This is a genomic window from Paenibacillus humicus NBRC 102415 (assembly GCF_004000905.1).
In the GTDB taxonomy this organism is placed as follows: Bacteria; Bacillota; Bacilli; order Paenibacillales; family Paenibacillaceae; genus Paenibacillus_O; species Paenibacillus_O humicus.
In genome coordinates this window covers 24,804-47,355 of sequence record NZ_BIMD01000001.1, presented here as the reverse complement: position 1 = coordinate 47,355, position 22,552 = coordinate 24,804, and the positions used below count along the sequence as shown (strand labels likewise).

The following is a 22,552-nucleotide window of genomic DNA, read 5'->3' as shown; positions in this document are numbered from 1 at the left end:
TACCAAACCCTTCGTCCCAGTGTACAGGACTTCAGGGGGCACAGTCGGTTAAGGTTCTCTCATGAACCTTTAACGATTCTCATATTAGGAGGCTTCATTTCCAGAAAATTGGCTCCGGTAAAGCTCCGCATAAATGCCTCCACGGGCGATGAGCTCCTCATGCGTGCCCTGTTCCGCTACGGAGCCTTTGTCCATGACGAGAATGACATCCGCGTCCCGGATCGTGGAGAGCCTGTGGGCAATGACGATACTCGTCCTGCCTCTCATCAGCTCCTTCATCGCATGCCGGATCTGCACTTCCGTGCGCGTATCCACGCTGCTCGTCGCCTCGTCGAGAATGAGGATGGCGGGATCGGCCAGCAGCGCCCTCGCGATCGTAAGGAGCTGCTTTTGCCCTTGGGACAAGTTGCTGGCGTCCTCGTTGAGTACGGTCTCATACCCTTCCGGGAGCGTGCGGATGAAGAAATCGGCATGCGCCGCACGGGCCGCATCCTCGATTTCGGCGTCGGTCGCCTCCGTGCGGCCGTAGGCGATATTGTCCCGGATCGTGCCTTTGTACAGCCAGGTATCCTGCAGCACCATGCCGAACAGGCTGCGCAGGCTCCCTCGGGTGAGCTGGCGGATATCCCGGCCGTCGATCGTGATCTTGCCGCCGTCCACCTCATAGAAACGGAGGAGCAGGTTCACGAGAGTCGTTTTGCCCGCACCGGTCGGACCTACGATCGCCGCCGTCTGCCCGCTCTTCACTTCGATCGACAGCCCCTTCATCAACGGAACCTCCGGCTTGTAGCCGAAATCCACCGATTCGAAAGCGACATTTCCACGGATGCCGCGTCCGGCTTCCGACGTGCCGTCCGGCTCTTCTTCCTGTTCGTCCAGCAGCTCGAATACCCTCTCCGCCGAAGCCGCGGTCGATTGGATGATGTTGGCGATGTTCGCCAGCTGCGTGATCGGCATCGTGAACTGTCTCGCATATTGGATGAACGCCTGGATATCCCCGATCGAGACGCCGCCCCGGGTCACCATCAGTCCGCCGACGACGCTGATCAGCACATAGCCCAGATTGCCGACGAAGGACATGAGCGGCATCAGCGTGCCGCTGATGAACTGGGCGCGCCAGGCGGACTGGTACAGCTTGCCGTTGATGGCCTCGAAGCGCTCCACCGACTCCTTCTCCCGGCCGAACGCCTTGACGATCCGGTGTCCGGTGAACATTTCCTCGACATGGCCGTTCAATTCGCCGATCGACCGCTGCTGGCCGGCAAAATGCTTTTGCGACCGCTTGGCAACCGCCTTGGTGACCAGGAAGCTGAGCGGCAGCGTGACAAAGACGATCAGCGTAAGCAAGGGGCTGATCGTCAGCATCATGACGATGACGCCGACGAGCGTGACGGCCGAGGTGATAAGCTGAGTCAAGCTTTGCTGCAGCGTGCCGCTGATGTTGTCCACGTCGTTGACGACCCGGCTCAGAATATCGCCGTGCGACTTGGCGTCGTAGAACTGCAGAGGGAGCCTCTGCAGCTTGTCGTCCACTTCCTTTCTCAGCCGGTATACCGCTCCTTGGGTAACGCCAGCCATCAGATATTGCTGGACGTACCCGAACAGAAAGCTGAGAACGTACAAGCCTGCCAGCCATCCCAGAACATGCAGCAAGCCGGCATAATCGAACGGAACGCCGGCAGCTCCATTCATTCTCGCCACGACGCCCTTCACAATGATGTCGGTCCCGTGCCCGAGCAGCTTGGGACCGACGATGGAGAACACCGAAGCGGCAATGGCGCTTGCCAGCACCAGCAGCAGCCTGAGCCGGTAAGGCTTCAGGAACCGGAGCAGCCGCAGCATCGTTTTTTTGAATTCCTTGGGCTTCTCTCCGGGCATCATCGCTCCGGGACCCGGCCCTCCGCCCATCCGCGGAATCGCGCCGGGATGGCGTCCCGGCGGCGTCCGCCGTTCCTCGCTCATGCCGATTCCTCCTCTGTCCGGAGCTGGGATTCCACGATTTCGCGGTAGACGCCGCAGCTCTCCATCAGCTCTGCATGGGTGCCGTCGCCAGCCAATCGCCCTTCATCCAGCACCAGGATCCGATCCGCTCCCATGACGGAGCTCACCCGCTGGGCAACCACCAGCACGGCGGCTCCACCTGTCTCCTCCGCCAGCGCGGCGCGAAGCCTCGATTCCGTCGACGCGTCCAGCGCCGAGAAGCTGTCGTCGAACAGATACAGATCGGGGCGCCTCACAAGCGCCCTCGCGATCGACAGCCGCTGCTTCTGCCCTCCGGACAGGTTGGCTCCGCCTTGGGCGATGTCCGTCGAGAAGCCTTCCGGCATCGCTTCGACGAAGCCGGCAGCCTGCGCCACCTCAGCGGCATGGCGCACTTCGGCATCCGTCGCATCCTCCTTGCCGTAGCGGATGTTGCCGCTCACCGAGCCGGAGAACAGCAGCGCCTTCTGCGGCACGAGGCCGATTCCTGCGCGAAGCTCTTCCTGGGACAAGCTTCTGACATCCCTGCCCCCGACCCGCACCTCGCCCTCTCCCGCATCGTAAAACCTCATGATGAGGTTCAGCAAGGTCGTCTTGCCGGAGCCGGTGCCCCCGATGACAGCGGTCGTCTCTCCCGCCCTGGCCGTGAAGCTGACCCGGTCCAGCGCCGGCCTCTCGGCACCGGGATAATGGAAGCTCACTTCGCGGAATTCAACCTCCCCGCGAGCTGCGCCTGTCCTCGGCGAAGCTGCGGGCGACGGCTTCGCCTGCCCGTCGGTTATCGTCGGAGCGATATCCAGCATCTCGTTGATCCGGGCTGCGGAAGTCGCTGCGCGCGGCACCATGGCGAACATCATGGACATCATGACGAGCGAGAACATGATCTGGCTGGCATACTGGATGAACGCGATCAGGCTACCGATATTCATGTCTCCCGCATCGATCCGCTTCGCTCCGAACCAGACGATGAGCACGGTTGTCAGGTTCATGATGAGCATCATCGTCGGCATCAGGATCGCCATCATCCGGTTGACGCGCAGCGCCGTATCGGCCAGATCGCGGCTGGCCGAGTCGAACCTGCCCTGCTCGTACTCCCCGCGATTGAAGGAGCGGATGACCCGGATGCCGGTCAAGCCTTCGCGCAGAACGAGGTTCAGCTTGTCGAGCTTGACCTGCATCGCCCTGAACAGCGGAATCGCCTTGCGCATGACGGCGAAGATCGTAAGGCCGATGACCGGAATGACTGCGACAAGGAGCAGGGATAGCTTCGCATCCTTGGAGAAGGCCATGATCAGCCCGCCGATGCACATCATCGGCGCGCTGACCATCATTCTCATCATCATGATCAGAACCTGCTGCACCTGGTTGACGTCGTTCGTCGTCCTGTTGATCATCGAGGCCGTCCCGATCCGGTCGAACTCCGGCAGCGAGAACTTCTCCGCATGCGCGAACAGCTTCGAGCGGGCGCTGCGGCCGAAGCCGGAGGCGACACGGGACGACAGGAAGCTGGATGCGATGATGCAGGCCGCACCCGCGGCGGACACGAGCAGCATGAAGCCGCCGATTCTCCAGATATAAGGCACGTCGCCCTTCAAAATGCCCTTGTCCACGATGTCCGACAGCAGCGTCGGAAGATACAGGTCGGACAACGATTGGCAAAAGACAAGCGCCAATACGGCCGCAATCTGAAGCCGGAATGGCTTCAGCAGCCGAAACAGCTTGAACAAGGCTTTCCCTCCTTATTTTACTTCTAAACCAATTCATTCCTACTCATCTTAATCTTCGCCGAAATCTTCTGTCAAACAAGGTCTTCACCCGCTTTTTCAGCGGTCCGATCCCTGTTCCGCAGCTTCTTCGCTCCCGGCCCGGGAGGCCGCTGGGAACGAAGCTGATAGAACAAGCCGCTGGCGTCCGACCATTCCCCATAGAGGATTTGCCTCTTATCATCGATGCCGATATGCGCGAGCAATCCGAGCAGCCACTGGCGGTCCCTGCCCAGCGACTCCAGCGCCCTGTCGACGATGTCTCCGTCCTCGATCACGCTCACCGGCAAGGAAGGGCTGTCCGGCTCCTCCTTTTGACTGCCGCCTGCGGCCGGCTTGCTCAGGACGCTGATGCTGCCGTTGGTCTCGAACAGCGCATAAGCGACATCGCGCACGGAGAAGACGCCGTTCTCGCGCAGCAGCATGCTCAATTGGCCGAAGTCCAGATTGTTCCTCTTCATCGCCGCACGGTCGATGATTCCTTCCCGGATGACCAGATCCGGCGAGCCCGTCACCCGCCTGGACAGCCAGGGAATCCGGTTCAGCAGCTTCTCCATGCCGTAGGACAGCAGCGTCCAGACAGCCAAGGCGAACACGAGATGGCCGTATCCGACCTCCTTGTCGTAAATGGTATTGCCGACCAGCTCGCTTAGCATGAGCGAAGATACAAAGTCGAATGCGGTCAGCTGCGAAATCTCCTTTTTGCCCAGCACTCTCGTCATGATCATCAGGCTGACAAGCGCGATCAGCAGCTTGAGCGCAATTTGCCCGAACAATGGGTCCATTCCGTCCCTCCCCCGGTGTCGATCCGAAAAAAAACCGGACCGCGGAACGGTCCGATTTCCTGTTTCCTATGGCTTCGATAGGAGCGCTTCGATTAGCGAAGCTTTTCCATTTCATTTGCGGCCTCGGCGCCTTCCGGCTGGGCAGCAACCGTATCGGAGGCGTTGCCGTATTCCTCCAGCGTCTTCCAGGCATCCGCGTCGTCGAAGCGGCCGGAATGAGCTTGCCTGCTCTCTCCCGCTCCCGTCGGCGGCAGCGTCATGACCTCTTCTTCGACGGGGCGGTACTCCCCACTTTCCCGTTCAGGAACGTTGTCGACCGTATGCCGGGTCGAGGGAATCGCTTCAAGACGCTCGTACGGAATCGGTTCTCCGGTGGAAGCATCCAGGCCGTACTTGCCTTCCTCCATCAAGCTCAGCGCGCGGTTCACCTGAGCGAGCTTCTTGCCGAGCTTTTCGTCTAGCGCCATGTCGCGCTCTTTCTCGAACGTGACGGTCCCGGAATCGGCCGGATGATTGTCGTAGCTGGACAGCTCCCCGTCGGAATCGGTGGCGGTCAGGGGCGCTCCCTCCAGATCGGTTTCCCGATTGAGGTCGAAGTGAGCCTCCAGCTCCTTCTTCTCCTGCAGCAGGCTGTTCTTCAGAAAGTCCAGCTGGGATGGCTTGAGATGTTTCATGCTGTCTCCTCCTAAGCAATTCGTTCTATAGCTACCTATACCCTCAGGAGGCGGCAAATGAAGCAAGCGTCACCAGCGGAATGGCCGCAATGCCTCAGCGGCCCGCCGGGGATTCTCCCGCGTTGACAGCGTCCTCGCTCACGCCGCCGGCTGCGTCGATCAGGAGGGCGTTGAGACGGCCGCCCGCCGAGCAGCCGCCGTCGATTCCGATCTTGTCTCCGCCGAACCAGACCGACGGCTCCTTCTGGAATTTGATCGTACGAGTATGGCCGAAGACGACGGTTTTGCCCGCCGTCACCGGAGCGTGGTGGAACGGCTCCCTTATCCACATGAACAGCTCTCTGGGCTGATCCTTCCAGCTGGACCCGGCAGCCGGATCAATGCCTGCATGGACATAAATGAAGGCTTCGTCCTCCGCATGCAGATCGAGGCTGTCCAGCAGCTCGACATGCTCCTTGAATTCGGTGCGGATAAGCCGGAGCACGCCGGAGGCGTCTGCCGCCCCGCGGTATTCCGTTCCGGCGGCGCGAGCGTAGCTCCGCAGCGTTTCATGCCCCCCTTGCCCGAGAAACTTGTCAAGCAGCTCGGGCTCAGGATGGCGCAGGCATTGCAGGAAGCGCTGGTCATGATTGCCTCTCAGCGCGGTCGCCCGGCCCCCGCCTTCGCGCAGCAGAGCCATGACGGCGTCGATGACGCCGCAGCTGTCCGGTCCTCGGTCCACGTAATCGCCGAGCAGGATCAGCCTGTCCTCTCCGGGGCGATAACCGACTTTCTGCAAAAGCTCTCCAAGCTCCCGGCTGCAGCCGTGAATGTCGCTGATGGCGATCGTTCGAAATCTATCCATGTAGGAGCCCTCCTTGTTGTTGCCCTCGTAATTGCGGTTGCCGGCGCCGATTTGCTACAATACACCGGAAGCAATCAGCGGAAGGGATGATGACGAATGTTGTCTGCAACTAGAGTCCAAACGAAAGAACAGCTGGAGCAATGCCTCCATATCCGCAGGGAAGTGTTCGTCCGGGAGCAGGGAGTTTCCATCGAAGAGGAGCTCGACCACTACGACGAGTCTCCGGAGTCGTGCATCCACGTTCTCCTGACCGATGACGCCGCGCCGGTCGGAACGGGCCGGGTCAAGGCTTTCGAAGGAAGCAGCGCCAAGCTGCAGCGGATCGCTGTCCTGGCCTCCATGCGCGGCCGCGGCGCCGGCTCCGCCATCGTGCAGGCGATGGAGCAAGCCGCTCGGGAAGCAGGGTACGGCCGCGCCGTGCTTGACGCCCAATGCCAGGCGGAGCCGTTCTACGCCAAGCTCGGGTACAAGCCCGTGTCGCCCGACATTTTCCTCGATGCAGGAATACCGCATGTCAGGATGAGCAAGGAGCTGAGCTAGTTCCGGACGGAAGGATGAATGGCCTCCAGGAATTCGCTGTTCACTGATTTTCGCATTATATTCCATTTTGGAACAGCGCCATTCTACCGTTTCATCGAATTTCCTGCCGCCCTTTCTTCCAGGCAACGCAACTAAAGATGGGATCCATCAGGCAGAGAACGCCAAAAACCCGCATGCGGAGTCGCCCTCGCATGCGGGTTTTCAATTTTACGTCCGGCTAGTCTTGCTTGAGAGCGTCCTTGGCGGCCGCGATCAAGGCGTCGTAGAACTCGTCGTTGTCCTCGAGCTCCTCCTCCACCGCTTCGATCTCCGCTTCCGGCCCGGCTTCGTCCTTGAAAAACAAGCCGTATGCCCAGTCCTTGCCTCTCTTGTTGCTCTGCAGCGCAATTTCGTATGCCTGCTTATGTCCTTCGATCTTGAATTGCACTTGTCCGACATAACCGCCGTCTTCGGCAACCGTCATCTCGGCATGGATGATTTCCCACTTCACCTGCTGCTTCCCCCTCGTCGTTCATGACCTTATCATACTTAACCTTGTCCCGGATTTCCAGCGCCATGGTCCCGGCTGCGGCGGCGGACGGAAGAAAAAGCGGGGAGGGTGTGATAACATACGAAGGACAGGAAGTCATCCGGCATTTTCAGGAAAGGCGGACAGCGCAATGAATCCATCCCATCCGACCCACCCGACCGACGAAAACAAGGCTTGCGAGGAAGAACAGGAAGGCCGCAACGCCGAATCCCGTCCGTGGATAAAAGCTGTCAAGACGCTTGAGCCGATCTATCGGATCAAGGCGCTGCGCCTGCTGCTGCCGCTATTCGTCATCGGACTTGTCTTTTTTGAAGGCAGGCATCTGTTCCATGACATGTCGGCCGGCACGATGCTCCGCGAGCTGCGGCGGCTGCCGGACAGGGACATGCTCCTGCTGCTGGCGGCAGGCCTTGCCGCCGCGGCCGCCATGAGCGGCTACGACTTTGTCGTCCGCCGCCACTTCAGGCTCGAGATGAGCCGCTGGACGACCTTCCGCTTCGGATGGATCGCCAATACGTCCAACAACGTGCTCGGCTTCGCCGGCTTCACCGGAGCCGGCCTCAGGGCGCTGCTCTACAGGGGCGAGGGCGTGCCGGTGCAGACAGCGGCCAAAGCCGTCGTCTTCCTGTCGCCGGTCATGATCGCCGGCTTGTCCATCATGGCCTGGGGAGACGCTCTCGGCCTCCTCCGTGCCTCCAAGCTGTTCGATGCGCACCCCTGGCTGTACCCGGCCGTCTGGGGCATGGCGCTGTACGTTCCGCTGTTTCTGGCCATGCAGCGCTCCAAATTGTACGCCCGCTGGTTCAACCGGGGCGAAAGCCAGCTGCCCTGGCGCGTCATAACGGCAAGCCTCGGCGCTTCCCTGCTGGAATGGCTGTCGGCGGCGGCGGTATTCACGCTTGCGGCGCACATCATGCTGCCGGAGCTGCCTGTCGATACGGTGCTCGGCATCTATGTCGCGGCCGCAGTGGCCGGCCTGGTGAGCATGGCGCCTGGAGGCGCAGGCGCCTTCGACCTCATCGCCGTGCTGGGACTGCAGCTGTACGGCGGCCATGCCAACCGGGCGCTCGCCATCCTTCTGCTGTTCCGCATCTTTTATTATCTGATCCCATGGATCATCGGCCTCATGATGGCCGCGATCGAGCTCATTCCCCGCCGCAAGCGGAATCCGTTGACCGAGAACGGCAAAATGCAGAATGCGTTCAACGCCTGGCAGCGGTTCTGGTCCTGGCCCGGACAGAACGCTTATATCGGAGATGTCGGCGTATGGGCGCTTTCCAAGCTCGTGCTCGCGGCCGGAGCGGTGCTGCTGCTGTCCGCGGCGACGCCGGGCCTGCTCGGCAGGCTGGAGCTGACCGAAGGGCTGCTCACGCTGCCGGTCATGCATATTTCCCATCATCTTTCCGTCATGATCGGAATCGTGCTCGTCATGCTGTCGAGAGGAATTTCTCTCAAGGTGAAGCGGGCTTACATCGCCGTTCTCGTCCTGCTCGTCGCAGGCGCAGGCTTCACCTTCGCCAAGGCGTTCGACTATGAGGAAGCCCTGTTCCTGCTCCTCGTCGCCCTGCTGCTGTGGATTTCCCGTTCCCGCTTCTATCGCCGAAGCGCGCCGCTCGGGGCGGGCCGGATCGGGGCCATGCTGGGCATATCCGCCGTGGTGGCGTTTCTGTACAGCTTTGTCGCCGACCATTCCGGCAAAGGATTCCTGCATCATCTTCCGCGCTCGTTCGACCGCAGCCTGCTGCTGTCGTCCGGCGAGCATGCGGCAGGCGCCGCTCTGGGACTTGCCGGAGCCTGGATCTTCCTCGCCGCCCTCCTGCTGCTGCGTCCCGGCCGGCCGCCGGGCTCGGCTCCGGATGAGCAGGACCTGGAGAAGCTTTCTGCCTTTGTCGGAGGCAAGCAGGGCAATCCACTCACTCCGATTCTGTATACAGGCGACAAGAGCCTTTTCTGGGCCGCAGACGGCGAAGCGCTTATTCCCTATGCCGTCATCCGCGGCAGGCTGGTCGCTCTCGGCGATCCGCTCGGTCCGATGGAGCATGCGAGCCGGGCCGTGCAGGAATTCCAGGCGTACGCGGACCGTTATGCGATGACGCCCGTCTTTTACCAGGCAAGTCCGGACTATCTCCCCGTCTATCATGAGAACGGCTTGCGCTTTTTCAAGCTCGGGGAAGAAGCCTTCGCCGATCCTGCCGCCTTCACGCTTGCAGGCAAAAGCCAGGCCGCCCTGCGCAGCGTGCGCAACCGCTTCGACCGGGAAGGCTTCAGCTTCCGCATGGCGGCGCCTCCGCACAACCGCGAGCTCATGGACGAGCTGCGGACGGTGTCCGACGCCTGGCTCGGCGGCCGCCGCGAGAAAGGCTTCTCGCTCGGCTGGTTCAAGGAAGACTATTTGCAGCGTTTTCCGATTGCGCTGATCAGCGGCCCGGACGGCAGGACGGCGGCCTTCGCCTCGCTCGCCCCGTCGGAGGACGGCGGCAGGACGATGTCGGTCGATCTGATGCGGCATCTGCCCGGCGCCCCCAATGGCGTGATGGACCTGCTGTTCATCCGCCTGCTGGAATGGTGCAAGGCCGAAGGCTTCGAACGCTTCAATCTCGGCATGGCTCCGCTGGCCAGCGTAGGCGGCAGCAGCAAGTCCTTCCGCGAGGAGAAGCTTGCCCGGCTCGTGTTCCAATATGGAGGGCATTGGTACGGATTCCAGGGACTGCGCCGCTACAAGGAAAAGTTCGACCCCGCCTGGGAGCCGCGCTACTTGGCTTATCCCGAAGGAGCGAGCCTGCCGCTGCTGCTGCTCGATCTCGTCCGGCTTGTCTCCCGGAAAGCGGACTAGCGCTGAAGCCGATTCGTCATCTCCTGTTCAGCTGGCTTTAAGCTTCGGATGATACGCTCCGATACGACACGGATGCGAAAGAAGGCAGAAGATATGAAATGGAAAATTCCTTTGGCGGCAGGCTCTGCCGCCGTGTTAATCGCGGCGGGCTTGCTTGGCCTTATCCTGCTTCGCGGCATCGCCGGCCGGCCTATCGCCGGACATTCCGCCGCGCAGCTCCCCGGTTCCCGGGAGCAAGGCTGGAGCCAGCTCCCGGCTCGCGGCAAGCACAAGGAAGGAGCTCCGGCAAGCGGAGGCGCCGCCTCAGCCCGGGAACTGCCGGTCCCTGCGGCCGTTCCGGCTTCCTTCACCGGCAAAGTCGGCGTGCTCATGTACCACGACATCGAGCCGACCGCAGCCGGAGCCGACGCGATCACGCCGGGGCAGTTCGCCTCCGAGCTCGACGGTCTCCGCAAGATCGGCTACCGGATCATCTCGCTGCAGCAGTTCCGAATGTTCATGCTGGGCAAGCAAAGCGTGCCGAAAGGCTCGCTGCTCGTTACATTCGACGACGGCTATGAGAGCTTTTACCGTTATGCCTATCCGATTCTGAAGCAGCGCGGCCTTGCCGGAGCCTGCTTCGTCATTACCGGCGACTTCAGCCCTTCGGCTCTCGTCTACACGCCGCATATGACGCCCGCGGAGATCAAGAAGATGGAAACCGACGATCCCGCCATGGAGGTCCAGGCTCATACCGACGCGCTGCATGTCAAAATCGACCGGCGCCATGACTTGCTCACAGGCCGCATTCTCCGTGCCGGCAGGCTCGAAAGCGACGCCGATTACCGGGCCCGAATTACAGCCGACACGATTAAATGCCTATCCAGCCTTCGGCCGCTCAACTCTCGTCCGGTGGATTCGTTCGCTTATCCGTACGGCCTGCATACGCCGGAAGCGGTCTCCCTGCTGCGGGCGCAGGGAATCAAATACGCCTTCACGACAGCTCCCGGACTCGCAAGCCGAACCTCCGATCCGCTGCTTCTGCCTCGGGTCAATGCCGGATCCCCGGCAATCTCGACTGCGGCGATCGCAGCCGAGCTGAACAGGCTCGCTTCGGCGATGCCGCCCTTGCGCCGGACGATGCCTTCGACGCTTGCAACGGCTTCCTAGGCTCCGGCAGCTTTCTCTGCATCGGCAGCTTTCTTTGACTCCGGCAGCTTCCTCGGCATCCACTGCTCCCGGTGCTTCCCTGGCTCGCAGAAGGACTGCCGCTTCTGCCGCCATCGCTTTCCAAGCATCCTGACGACAGCAATCGGCCCCCGATATGCCAGCCGGCAAGCGGGGGTCTTGTCATTCCCGACGCTCCGTGCGAATGGGAAGCACATGCGGGGGCACGGCGATTCCAGCCCGTTCCATACTGTTCTCGAAACGGCCCTCATAACGGAACACATCGCCCAGAAGCGGGCTTTTCACCTCGACACGGACGCGGAACAGACCCGCCTCGTCGTCGAACCACTCCTCCACGTCCGCTTGGCCGGTAAAAGCATCCGGGAAGCGGAATCCCGCCCAGCCCTCGTAGAACCGCTGTTCTCCCGAACGCAGCCGGATGCCGCCCGCCGCCGTCGCTTCCATATCGAGATCGACTGCCAAATGCTGCTTGTTGCCGAGATAGTCGACGATGCAGCCGCGGCTGCGGCTGAATATCATCGTCGCATCGAAGCGGCGGATCCGCTTCGGGAACCGGAAGGTGCGGATCCAGGTGACGGTTTCCCTGCCGAACCGGTCCTTGTAGCTGTAATTCTCCACCGTGAACGGAACGGATGCACCGCTCTCCGGAAACATGATATTCCGCATCTTGCCGATATGGAGCGGAAGCTTGGCCAGAGGGTGATGCCAGACAGCATCCATTGTCCCTCTGCCTACGGCCGCGGATGCCGAGCCGCTGTGCAAGGAGAAGCGCTCCCGGATACGAGGATGCAGCTTGCTGAATTCATTCCCGAGCGCAAGCTCGTAGATCGACTTGCCGGCGCTCTGTCCGGCTCCCTTGAACCTGTCCATCACTTCAGACTCCTTCCTTTTCACAGGCTCCTCCCCCCTTTTGCCCTCGGCTGCTTGCGCAGGCATCTCGAAGCCCGGGGGCAATAAGGGACCGCAATCGCTGCTGCCGCCGACAGCACGAGCAGCGGAATCGTGGTCGTCAGAGGATTGAACGGCTCGGCCAGCAGCTCCGGCCGGAGCGCGGCTCCGCATACGGACAGCAGCAGCAGGCAGGCGGCCTGGATGATGATGACCGCTCGGGAATGCCTGCAGGCCACTAAAATGACGGCCGCGGCAGCTTCTCCCCAGCCGAGCAGCTGCAGGGCCAATGATTGCGCCGTCGATGTCAGGCCAAGCCCCGCCAGCATGCCGAGCTCCGTGCCGGAGTCGTGGAGCAGCTTCGGCACGATGCCTTCGTAGAGCCACATGCCCGCAAGAGCAGTAATGGACGCCAGATGAATCGCAGCCATAGCGGCGACCAGCTCCGGCTGCCACCCCTTCTCGGCCCACATCCGGAGACGATCGAAGCTCCACGCCGTCGCCCATCCCATGAGAGGCCGGAACATATACCGGTCCGCCAGCTTCCCGGCGGTTCCAAACCGGGTCGAGTACGTGTAGCGGGTCATGAACCGCAGCCCTTCCCCCGTTTCCTCATACTGCCAGTATCCCGCACCAGACCGGAGCAACGACCATTTTTGCGAGGAAGAGAACCTTAAAGTGGATAGCCTCCGGCCGGCGGCGGAGTGCGGCCTCGTCTTCGTTGTCCCGAAGCCTTCCACAGCCGCGCCGAAGCCGATCCGCGTCCGGTAGCGGAACCGCCTGCCCTCCCGTCCTTCCGATTGCGGCAGAAAGTCGATGGACGTAAACCGAAGATCCCAGCGTTCATGCAGCTTGGGCTGCTGGGTCAGATGCCAAAGCTCCTCGACACCGCAGCGCATCCTCATCTCGACGTAGATCGGCTGGACGGAGATTTTCCCAACTAGGCTTTTGTTCCCGGTTCGGCTCATTTTTCCGCCTCCTTATCCTCGCCAAGCAATTGGAGAGCTTCTTCGGCGTTTACCACCCGCTTGCCTCGAATGCGTTCCGCATCCAGCAGGCTGCAGCCTCCATGCGGCGCCAGCCGGTGCCGGAGCTTGGCCAGAGCGTCATAGCCGATATCCCTGATGCCGGAAGGCAGCGCCTGCAGCATCATAGCGGGCAGCCTCCCGCCTCGAAGCATTCGCAGCAAGATCATGGCAGCTGTTCCCTTCGTATAGACTTCGCCTTCCTTCACCAAGACGAAGCTGTTTGTTTCTGCCGCCTTCAACCCGTGCCGCTCCAAAATGACGCTGCCTGCTTCGGATTGCAGCGCCGCGAAGCGTAGCCGGTCATCATGATCCCGATCGGCGGCGAATCGTGTCAGCGCATTGCAAAGCGCGCAGTTCCCGTCTACGAGAGCGATCGATCGTTTCATTGTACAGCCCTCCCTTTCATAGCCCTTTCTGCTGCTTCTATCGTATCGCTGCTGCGGAGACAGCGTCAGGCCTCAAAAGAAGAGGAGGGAACGGCAAAGAGGGCCTACATTCCGTAGGCCCTCTTTGCCGTGCATATGCCGCCGCGTTCCGCTCAATCCCGCTCTATTCCGGCGCCGTCCCCGTCGCCTCTCTTGATTTTGCGCACCGCTTCGCGGCTGCTGCGCGCGCCGAGCTTCTTGAGGATCCGGTTCACCTGGTTTTTCAGCGTGCTCTCGCTCTTGAAGAGCCTTCTGCCGATCTCGGCCTGGGTCGTGCCGCGCTCGATCAGCTCATACACCTCCCGCTCGGATGGAGTAAGCGGCTGAAGCTGCTCCTCCCGCTTGAGCCTGCGGAACTCCTTCAGCAGAGCCGCCATGGGCGCCGGCTGGGATACGGCCTTGCGTATCGCGGCCGGCAGCTCCCGGTAGTCCGTCTTCTCGATGTACTGCACCGCGCCGGAACCGAATGCCCGGGTCATCGCCGACTCCTCGCCTACGGAGGTCAGCATGATGATCGGCGAATTCCGCAGCTCCAGCAGGTCGGCGGCTGCTCTTATTCCGTCCCGGACACCTTCGCCGAGCTGGATGTCCATCAGGACGACATCATATTCCAAGGCGGTGGCCACCTTAAGGGCCTCTTCCGGCCCACGCGCGGAAGCTGCCAGGAGCATATCCGGCTCGGCGCTCAGAAAGCGGCTCATCGCGCGGATCCAGTCCGGGTCGTCTTCCACCATCAAGATCCGGATCAGCCGATTGTCATGCTCATTTCCCATTCCTTGGTCCAGCCTCCCTTTTTCCATCCGGCATACGGCTTGGCGCCATCGTCAGCTCGAGCGTCGTGCCGGTTCCTTCGACTGTGCTGACGCGGACCCTGCCTCCGGCCCGCTTCATGACCTGGTACACATACGACAAGCCGATTCCATAATTGCTCCTTCCCTGCTTCGTGCTGTAGAAGGGCAGGAACAGATAGGGCAGATGGACGGCGGCGATGCCGGGGCCGTCGTCGGCGATCCGAACGACAAGCCTTCTCCGCTCCCGCAGCAGGCTTGCCGAGACGGTCCCTCCCGGACCAGCCGCTTCAACTCCGTTGGAGATGACGTTCACGAGCGCTTCCTCGAGATGGAACGGATCGCAGCTCACATGCGCAGCAGAACGGATATCGCCTGCAGCGAGCGAGACGCCGCGGAGAGCGGCGGCGGCGCTGCATCGGGCAACGGAACGCAGCAGCAGCTCGTCCAGGCGGCAATGCTGCTCCCGCCAATCCATCTCCCTCGTCTGGCCGTGAATTCTCGTCACCGCATCCAGCATCCGATCGGCGGAATCCCGGATCAGCTCCAGGCTTTCTGCCGCGCTGCCCTCCGCCGCGAGCCGAGGCTCCGCCATGTTCAGCTCCCGATCGAGCAGCTCGGCTCCGATCTTGATTTTGCCGATTTCGTTTTTCAGAGAATGGCTCAGCATCGAAGCGCCCATGCCTGCCGTCCGCATCGCGCTCTCGACGGGATCGCGCTCTACGCGGAGCCTGATGCCGAGAACGCCGTAAAGAAAAATGGCGACCAGAGCGGCTCCCATCGAATAGGCGATGAACATGGCCACATAGGGAAAGAAATCGTACTGGGGCCGCAGCGCGCGGCCGACGTTGATAAAGCCCAGGACTCCGAGAAGCGTCGGCACCATGACGGCCGTCAAGGCCAGTCTGCTCCTGCGGCTGGCGGCATGCCGCTCCCTGTGCAGCGACACGAGGAGGCATGCGCAGGCTGCGGCGTAATAGGGCCCCGCCCATACCAGCAGCATGCCGTAGTTCGGGGCATGTGCGGGCGCCAGCAGCCAAGCGCCGGCGGCAGATGCAGCCGGCGGCGCCAGCAGCAGCAGCTTGGCGGCCGTCCGCTGCCTGCTTGACGGCAGGAAGCCGCCATACAGCAGGCAGAAAATGAGGACCGCGTAAGGAGTCAGGCATGCATTGAACAATCCGGCAGCCTCCGCGAAGCCTGACAGTCCCCGCTGCCGAAGCTGCTCCGTCAAGCCTCCCGAAGCCGCCGTCAGCATGAAGATGGCAGCCCAGCGGTTGACCGCTTCCTGCGGCCGCGCCAGCCAGGCTGCCGCCCCTGCGGCTGTCAGAGCCGCGAAATAATAAAGCACGGATCCACCCCTTTGTCAGCTCATACTGCCATTATATCGGATAATTGGCTTGAGCAGCTTGGAGGAATTCGGCAATGCGGCGGCCAAGCCCGATCGGGCAAGGACAGAAAATCAAAAAACCGGCACCCGTCTATACGGATGCCGGTCCAGCCGCAGGCCTAGCCGGAGGCCAGATAGGCCTGCTTCATCTGCATGCCGTAACAACGGCAATTTTCCTCATCCTTGCAGACGAACGTGATTCTTTTGATGGAAGTGTCCTCGCGCCTCTTGATATATGCCTTCACCTCGGCAAAAGCGATCGCCGCCGCTTCTTCCTTGGGATATCCGTAAATGCCGGTGCTGATGGCCGGAAAAGCGATGCTGGAAGCCTTGCTGGCGTCGGCGATCTCCAGCGCTCTGCGGTAACAGCTGGCGAGCAGACGCTTCTCTCCGTGGCCGCCGCCCTGCCACACCGGTCCGACCGCATGGATGACATAGGCTGCCGGAAGCTTGCCCGCCGTCGTAATGACCGCGTCTCCGGTGGAGCAGCCTCCCTTGTCGTTGCGAATCAGCATCAGCTCGTCGTGTATGGCGATGCCGCCAGCCTGCATGATCGCCCCGTCTACGCCCGCGCCGCCGGAAAGGCTGGCATTGGCGGCATTGACAATAATATCGGCTTCTATGCGGGCAATGTCTCCCTGGACCGTCTCGAGCAGCGTGGAATTGATCTGGATCGTCATCGTCTTCGCCTTCCTCCCGCTTACATTCTACCCAGTACTTACTCCAGGAGGACGCTGTTGAATCGGAGTTACCGTTTTTTTCCGCTCTTGACCAGCCAAGGGTACAGCTGAGCGCCGGGACTGGAGGATGCCAGCCAGTATTCCACGCTGCTGGAGCGGCTGGCGATCGATACCCAGTCTCCATAGACGGGAAGCGGATTCGGCACCGGCTGCGGAAATTTCCTCACGATCAGGTCGCTGTATTCATAGCTGAAAACAAGACGCCTGTTCAGGTTGTAGAACTGATACACCGCCACGGAGGAGAAGGTCGGGTTGAGCGGCTCGAAGGCCGCTTCCTTGTCACCAAGCGTGAGCTGCCCGTAGGCGATAAAAGGAATGATCTTGCGGGAGAGCAGCAGACGCATCCGCGGGAAGTCCTCATCTTGCCTGCCTGCCGGAAGCTCCAGCTGACGGCCGTAGCGCTCAGCCTGAGCGGGAGTCGTTATCCAAACCGAATTGAACCGGATCACCGTCCATCCCCCCTCCATTCTCGCTCATACATATCCGAAGGAAGGCCGTTATATTCCCGAGCAGGACGGAGGAGAATCATAATTAAGGGCGAACATAAATAAAGGCCGGATCAAGGGATCCGACCTGTGTATATTGAAATAGAAGCCAATAAATGATATGATCCATTAGATGGTCAAAAGAAATGAGCTAAATCACATTTATCTCAATCGTATTATACACCCCTTCTCCCCTGCCGTCAATCTTTTTTTCGGCAGGCTGACAGCCGGTGAATACGAACCAAGGAAAGGAAGTGCCCCATGGCAAACCGCGAGGTATGGAAGCAGGAGCAGGACCGCGTCGATGCCGTGCGCGGGGAGCTGCAGACGAGGATCGCTCGCGACGAGCCGCTCGTATCGGATCTCAAAACGCAGGTTGTCGATATCCGCGCCGACTTCTGGGATGATGTGACCGTCAACCTGACGGCCGGCGACGATCGGCTGGAGACGGCGATAAGCATGAAGCAGCAGGCGGAAATCCTCTCCGAGCGCGAGCGCAGCCACCGCCATCTGCGGGAAGGTTTGACGAAAATGCGCCGCCTTCTGCCGTCTCCCTATTTCGGCCGCATCGATTTTCAAGAAAATGAAGCCGGCGGCAGCACCGATCCGGTCTATATCGGCACCGCCTCCTTCCTCACCGAAGACGGGGAGAGCTTCCTCGTCTACGATTGGAGAACGCCTGTAGCCAGCCTTTATTACGATTACGGACCCGGGCCCGCTTCCTACGACACCCCTGGGGGGCTCATCGAAGGCGAAATGACGCTGAAGCGGCAGTTCACCATTCGCGACGGCGTCATCAAGGCCATGTTCGACACAGGGATGACCATCGGCGACGAGCTGCTGCAGGAAGCTCTCAGCCGCAGCTCGACCTCCCAGATGCAGTCCATCGTCGGGACGATCCAGCGGGAGCAGAACGCCATCATCCGCAACGATCTCTCCAGGCTGCTGATCGTCCAGGGCGCCGCCGGCAGCGGCAAGACATCCGCCGCTCTGCAGCGGGTGGCATACCTGCTGTATAAGCACCGCACGCGGATCGGCGCGGACCAGATGGTGCTGTTCTCCCCCAATCCGATGTTCAACAGCTATATTTCCTCGGTGCTGCCTGAGCTCGGCGAGGAGAATATCCGGCAAACGACATTCCAGCAGTATGTGGAGTCGCGTCTGGGCCGCCGGTACGACATCGAGGACATCAATGACCAGCTCGAAGCGATATTGGACGATTCCGGCGACGCCGCCCGGCGCAGCCTGCGCCTCGAGGCCATCCGCTACAAAAACTCCGCGGGCTTCCTGGAATCGATCCAATCGTTCGCGGACAGCCTGCTTCATTCCGGCATGAAATTCCGCGGCTTCAAGTTCAGGGGCAAGCTGCTCATCAGCCGCGAAGACATCGGCGCCCGCTTCTACGGCTGCGAGCCCCATATCCGGCTGCCGAACCGCATCGAGCTGCTGCGCGACTGGCTCCTGGAGGAGCTGGCTAGGCTGGAGCAGGAGGAATGCGCCGAGGAATGGGTGCGCAACGAAATCGAATATCTCGACAATGACCGTTATCAGAGCATCTACAATCAAATGCGCAAGCAGCGGGGAAAGAGCGGCGGGGAGCTTGACGAGAGCGCGCTGGAGGAAAGGCTGCTGCGGGAGCAGCTCGTCCGCGAGGCTTTCAAGCCGCTGCGCCGGATGGCCGCAAGGCTGGCGTGGATCGATATGCACAACCTTTATCTGCAGCTGTTCCGGGAAGATGCCGCCGGACCCGGCCTGCCGCCGTCCTGGGCGGATGTATGCCGCTTCACTCGCGAACGGCTTGCCGAACGCTGTCTTCCCTACGAGGACGCCTCGCCCATGCTTTATCTGACGGAGCTGGTCCAGGGCTTCCGCACCAATACCGGCATCCGGTACGTGCTCGTCGACGAAGCCCAGGACTACTCCCCGTTCCAGTTCCAGTTCCTGAAACGGCTGTTTCCATTCGCGAAGATGACGGCGCTCGGCGACTTCAACCAAGCCATCTTCGCCCACTCCACAGAACTCGAAGGCAATGCCCTGCTGGCCGGTCTATACGGGGCCGAGGAAACGGAAACGATATTGCTCAGCCGCAGCTACCGCTCTACCCGTCCGATCGTCGAGTTCACCCGCTCGATGCTTCCGGGGGGCGATGCCATCATTCCATTCGACCGTCCCGGGGAGCTGCCCGAGGTGCTCGCCTCCGCCGGCATGGCCGAGCGGGACCGCCTTCTTGCCGCCAGCCTGCTGGAGCTGAGGCAAGCCGGGTCCGGCTCCGCGGCGGTCATCTGCAAAACGGCGGCCGAGAGCAAGGCGGCGTGGGAAGCACTGCGCTCCTATCCGGGCTTGGAGGAGCTGCGCCTCGTCACGAAGGATACCGCCACATTCCAGAGCGGCCTTATGGTCATTCCCGCTTATCTGGCCAAGGGCGTCGAATTCGACTCCGTGCTCATCCATGACGCTTCGGCCGAAGCGTACGGAGAAGAACGGCTGCGCAAGCTGTTCTACACGGCTTGCACGAGAGCGATGCACCGCCTGCTGCTGTTCAGCCCGGGCGAACCAAGCCGCTTCATCCTCGAGGCGGCGGATGGTACCTACAGGCTGGAGACTTCCCTGTCAGCGAAAAATTGAACGCGCAGCCCGGATGAACGCCCAGTTCCGCTTCCGCATAGGATGTCATAGACAGACATCCTGTCGGGAGAGGAAGACGGATTCATGGAGCTCACGCTCACAGCCATCCATTGGGTTTACCTGCTGCTGATCGGCGTCATCGTCGCCTTCATGGCGATGCGCCGCGATACGACGGTCGTCTGCGTGCTCGGCATCGGCATCATCGGCTTGCTGGCGAGCGGCACGCTGAGCGGCGCGGTCAGCGGAACGTTCAACAGCCTTATTTATGCGATTAAGGAACTGTCCGGAACCATCCTCATTATTTCCATCATCGTCGCCATGAGCCGGCTGCTCATGGAAACCGGAGTGAACGAGGTGATGATCCGGCCGTTCACGGGACTGATCCGCTCTCAGGGAATGGCCTTCTGGGGAATCGGCCTCATCATGATGGTCGTATCGTTCTTCTTCTGGCCTTCTCCAGCCGTCGCGCTGATCGGAGCCGTCCTGCTGCCGGTCGCCCTGCGGGTTGGACTTCCGGCTCTCGGGGCTGCCATGGCGATGAACCTGTTCGGCCACGGCATCGCGTTGTCGGGAGATTACATCATCCAGGGCGCTCCCAAGCTGACGGCGGACGCGGCCGGCCTGCCGGTGTCCCAGGTCATGGAAGCGAGCGTGCCGCTCGTCATCGTCATGGGCGTCGTCACGACTGTAACGGCCTATTGGTTCATGAGACGCGACCAGAAGTCCGGCGCCTGGCGCGACGGTCTTGTCGGCTCCGGCTCCGCAGGTTCGATTTTCGGCAGCGATGCGCATGACCGGCCGTCACCGCAGTCCGCCGGCCTTGGCATCGGCGCCAAGAGAGCGCTCGCCGTCCTCATCCCGCTCCTGTTCGCCGCCGACGTCGCGGTCATGTTCGCCCTCAAGCTGCAGGGAGGGGACGCGACCGCTCTCATCGGAGGAACCGCAGCCTTGATCACGGTCGTTCTGTCCATGCTTGCCCACCGCGGCGCGGGACTGGAGAAATCGACCGCCTACATCGTGGACGGCTTTCTGTTCGGCTTCAAGGTGTTCGGTCCGGTCATCCCGATCGCGGCATTCTTCTACCTCGGCGACTCCGCCCTGCCGTCCTTGTTCGGCGAAGCCGCCCTCCCCGCCGGCTCCCACGGCATCGTCAACGATCTGGGCGTCGCGCTGGCCCACGCCGTACCGGTCAACGGAACCGTCGCAGCCGTGACGCTGACGGCGGCCGGCGCCATAACCGGCCTCGACGGCTCCGGGTTCTCCGGCATCTCGCTGGCCGGCTCGATCGCCCATCTGTTCGGCACGGCGATCGGTTCGGGAACCGACACGCTGACCGCGCTGGGGCAGATCGCGGCCATCTGGGTCGGCGGCGGCACGCTGGTGCCGTGGGCGCTCATTCCGGCGGCGGCGATTTGCGGCGTCAGCCCGTTCGAGCTCGCGCGCCGCAATTTGAAGCCGGTGCTGATCGGACTCGCCGTGACGACGGTCGCGGCGATCTTCCTGCTCTAAGATCTTTGTTGCTGCCCGCCGAACGACAAAAGCCTGAAGCCCATGAAAGGGGCTTCAGGCTTTTTCGTCCTGTTTGGATTCAGGATTTATCATCCTGGTGGGATTCGGGCTTTTTCGTCCCAGGCTTCAAATTTCCCGTCGTTTCACGACATCTAGGCCTTCATGCCCGCCAGCATGAAGGCTCGGCCCTCTGCATCGCTCCAGGCTTCCGGCCCTTCTCCTACAAGGATGGCTTTGCCGATACTCCAATGTTTTTGGTCCAGCTTTTGCCGCTGTCCCTGGTGGAGTAGACCGCCGTCCCGCCGTCGCCGTCGACGGTGATCCAGCCGATGGCGGGACTCGCGAAGCTGATCGCCGCGCCCCCGAATCCCGGCAGCATGCCGCCGCTGCTCCAAGTTCTGCCACCATCCGAGGAGCGGCCGATGCCGACCTTGCCGGCCGCAGGAGAGTAGCCGGACAGAATGGCCGTGGCGCCGATCAGCTCCAGCTCGCCGGGATGCCCTCCCGGAGAAGCGGGCCCCATGCCGGTAACGGCTTCTCCTTCGCCGGGGGCGTGTCCGCCTCCGGCCGTATTCTGTCCGATCGTCCGGATCCATGTCGATCCCGAATCCGAGGAAGCAAAGAGCGAATACGATTGCTGCGACATGCCCGCTCCTCCCATGAGCATCACCCACACGGCTTGCCCGGACACGCGCACGACGCCTCCGGTCGGCGCGTCGGACGAGACCGACAGCTTGGCCGCCCAGCTCCTGCCCCCGTCCAGCGTCTGCTCCAGCCGGTATCCCTTGGATGGATCGACGACGACCGCCCAGCCGGTGTTGCGGCTGGAGAACTCAGCGCCCCGCGTGTTCGGAGGCGTCGGAATCCTGCTCCAGCTGATCCCGCCATCCGACGTATAGTAGGAAAAGGCGCGGCTGTACCCGAATCCGCGCGATGCGTCCAGAAACCGTATCCGCTCCAGATCGGCCGTCCCCGGCTTGAGCTTCTCCCATGCGGATCCGCCGTCGGCCGTCTTGATCAGCGCGTTCGGTCCGGACGCCGCGGATCGGGCCAGCGCCCATCCGGTCGTATTGGACACGAAGTCCATCTGCGAGAACTGCCAAGTGCCTTGATAGATCGACTGCCAGTTGCAGCCGCCGTCGGAGGTGCCGATCAAAAACCCGTTGCCGGCGGCCCTTCCGGTCGTCGGATTCAGGAAGTCGAGAGACGAGAAGCGGAAGCTCCCGCCTCCTGCGGGCTCGCCGGCGAAGATGCCATGGTCTCCGTCCGTGCAGACCGGAGCCGCCGCATTGGCCAGGCCGGGTTTGCCCAGGCTGCCGATGGGACCGGCCGAAGCCAGGAGAACGCCGAGAATGGCGGCAGAAGCAATGAACGGGCGTTGAATGGATTTCATGACTGAGCGACCTCTCCTTGTGGCAACCCTGTTCTCAGGGTGTGGTTGATTGGGCATGAAGCTGTTTGCGTGCATCGGCGCGGGCATTCGCGGCATTCCTTGCTGCGTGATGGCGGCATGTGGAGTCCATGCGAATATTCTCGAGCTCGGCTTGCTGCTCGACCGCAGG

19 protein-coding genes are annotated in these 22,552 nt (G+C 61.8%); 5 read left to right on the top strand and 14 right to left on the bottom strand.

Annotated elements, in window-relative coordinates:
- Window positions 1-84 precede the first annotated feature (84 nt).
- The 5 genes from PHU01S_RS00210 to PHU01S_RS00190 form a co-directional block, all read right to left on the bottom strand.
- The gene (locus PHU01S_RS00210) at window positions 85-1,962 is read right to left on the bottom strand and encodes an ABC transporter ATP-binding protein (protein ID WP_127505427.1); all 1,878 of its coding nucleotides are present in this window, start codon (window positions 1,960-1,962) and stop codon (window positions 85-87) included.
- Window positions 1,959-3,707 (bottom strand): ABC transporter ATP-binding protein, encoded by a 1,749-nt coding sequence (locus PHU01S_RS00205; protein ID WP_048748526.1) that lies wholly within the window; start codon window positions 3,705-3,707, stop codon window positions 1,959-1,961. The genes PHU01S_RS00210 and PHU01S_RS00205 overlap by 4 nt, the downstream gene beginning before the upstream one ends.
- A gap of 71 nt (window positions 3,708-3,778) precedes the next feature.
- Window positions 3,779-4,528, bottom strand: coding sequence for a DUF421 domain-containing protein (locus tag PHU01S_RS00200; RefSeq protein WP_127505425.1), 750 nt, complete (start codon window positions 4,526-4,528; stop codon window positions 3,779-3,781).
- 92 nt (window positions 4,529-4,620) lie between these two features.
- Entirely contained in the window at window positions 4,621-5,202 is a 582-nt protein-coding gene (locus PHU01S_RS00195) for a TraR/DksA C4-type zinc finger protein (protein ID WP_048748527.1), read from the bottom strand.
- A gap of 94 nt (window positions 5,203-5,296) precedes the next feature.
- Window positions 5,297-6,046: a metallophosphoesterase family protein gene (locus PHU01S_RS00190; protein WP_127505423.1), complete on the bottom strand. Its 750-nt coding sequence runs from the start codon at window positions 6,044-6,046 to the stop codon at window positions 5,297-5,299.
- Window positions 6,047-6,142: 96 nt separating this feature from the next.
- Here PHU01S_RS00190 and PHU01S_RS00185 point away from each other — a divergent pair, with 96 nt between their 5' ends.
- The gene (locus PHU01S_RS00185; protein WP_127505421.1) at window positions 6,143-6,586 is read left to right on the top strand and encodes a GNAT family N-acetyltransferase; all 444 of its coding nucleotides are present in this window, start codon (window positions 6,143-6,145) and stop codon (window positions 6,584-6,586) included.
- A gap of 217 nt (window positions 6,587-6,803) precedes the next feature.
- Here PHU01S_RS00185 and PHU01S_RS00180 read toward each other — a convergent pair whose 3' ends face one another.
- Entirely contained in the window at window positions 6,804-7,076 is a 273-nt protein-coding gene (locus PHU01S_RS00180; RefSeq protein ID WP_021878572.1) for a hypothetical protein, read from the bottom strand.
- Window positions 7,077-7,245: 169 nt separating this feature from the next.
- On the opposite strand from PHU01S_RS00180, the gene mprF reads away from it, so the two are divergent.
- Together mprF and PHU01S_RS00170 are read left to right on the top strand one after the other, a co-directional pair.
- The gene (gene mprF, locus PHU01S_RS00175; protein WP_127505419.1) at window positions 7,246-9,948 is read left to right on the top strand and encodes a bifunctional lysylphosphatidylglycerol flippase/synthetase MprF; all 2,703 of its coding nucleotides are present in this window, start codon (window positions 7,246-7,248) and stop codon (window positions 9,946-9,948) included.
- Window positions 9,949-10,041: 93 nt separating this feature from the next.
- On the top strand, window positions 10,042-11,097 hold the full coding sequence (locus PHU01S_RS00170; protein ID WP_164762917.1) for a polysaccharide deacetylase family protein: 1,056 nt from the start codon (window positions 10,042-10,044) through the stop codon (window positions 11,095-11,097).
- 180 nt (window positions 11,098-11,277) lie between these two features.
- Here PHU01S_RS00170 and PHU01S_RS00165 read toward each other — a convergent pair whose 3' ends face one another.
- The 7 genes from PHU01S_RS00165 to PHU01S_RS00135 form a co-directional block, all read right to left on the bottom strand.
- The gene (locus PHU01S_RS00165; RefSeq protein ID WP_127505416.1) at window positions 11,278-11,985 is read right to left on the bottom strand and encodes a DUF4166 domain-containing protein; all 708 of its coding nucleotides are present in this window, start codon (window positions 11,983-11,985) and stop codon (window positions 11,278-11,280) included.
- 20 nt (window positions 11,986-12,005) lie between these two features.
- Window positions 12,006-12,971 (bottom strand): DoxX-like family protein, encoded by a 966-nt coding sequence (locus PHU01S_RS00160; protein WP_127505415.1) that lies wholly within the window; start codon window positions 12,969-12,971, stop codon window positions 12,006-12,008.
- Complete coding sequence (locus tag PHU01S_RS00155; protein WP_127505414.1) at window positions 12,968-13,417, bottom strand: thiol-disulfide oxidoreductase DCC family protein; 450 nt, start codon at window positions 13,415-13,417, stop codon at window positions 12,968-12,970. The genes PHU01S_RS00160 and PHU01S_RS00155 overlap by 4 nt, the downstream gene beginning before the upstream one ends.
- Before the next feature lie 152 nt (window positions 13,418-13,569).
- Complete coding sequence (locus PHU01S_RS00150; RefSeq protein ID WP_127505413.1) at window positions 13,570-14,229, bottom strand: response regulator transcription factor; 660 nt, start codon at window positions 14,227-14,229, stop codon at window positions 13,570-13,572.
- A complete protein-coding gene (locus tag PHU01S_RS00145) occupies window positions 14,219-15,592 on the bottom strand; it encodes a sensor histidine kinase (protein ID WP_127505412.1) in 1,374 nt (457 codons plus the stop codon). The genes PHU01S_RS00150 and PHU01S_RS00145 overlap by 11 nt, the downstream gene beginning before the upstream one ends.
- 158 nt (window positions 15,593-15,750) lie before the next feature.
- The gene (locus tag PHU01S_RS00140; RefSeq protein ID WP_076355535.1) at window positions 15,751-16,311 is read right to left on the bottom strand and encodes a macro domain-containing protein; all 561 of its coding nucleotides are present in this window, start codon (window positions 16,309-16,311) and stop codon (window positions 15,751-15,753) included.
- A gap of 68 nt (window positions 16,312-16,379) precedes the next feature.
- Window positions 16,380-16,820 (bottom strand): hypothetical protein, encoded by a 441-nt coding sequence (locus tag PHU01S_RS00135; protein ID WP_127505411.1) that lies wholly within the window; start codon window positions 16,818-16,820, stop codon window positions 16,380-16,382.
- A 297-nt stretch (window positions 16,821-17,117) separates the two neighbouring features.
- Between PHU01S_RS00135 and helD the strand changes: the two genes are divergently transcribed.
- Both helD and PHU01S_RS00125 read left to right on the top strand, forming a co-directional pair.
- Complete coding sequence (helD, locus tag PHU01S_RS00130) at window positions 17,118-19,481, top strand: RNA polymerase recycling motor HelD (RefSeq protein ID WP_127505409.1); 2,364 nt, start codon at window positions 17,118-17,120, stop codon at window positions 19,479-19,481.
- A gap of 84 nt (window positions 19,482-19,565) precedes the next feature.
- Window positions 19,566-20,990, top strand: a complete 1,425-nt coding sequence (locus PHU01S_RS00125; protein WP_076355529.1) for a hypothetical protein — start codon at window positions 19,566-19,568, stop codon at window positions 20,988-20,990.
- A gap of 220 nt (window positions 20,991-21,210) precedes the next feature.
- Here the strand turns inward: PHU01S_RS00125 and PHU01S_RS00120 are convergent, their stop codons facing one another.
- On the bottom strand, window positions 21,211-22,383 hold the full coding sequence (locus PHU01S_RS00120) for a WD40/YVTN/BNR-like repeat-containing protein (protein ID WP_127505407.1): 1,173 nt from the start codon (window positions 22,381-22,383) through the stop codon (window positions 21,211-21,213).
- Between the last annotated feature and the right edge of the window lie 169 nt (window positions 22,384-22,552).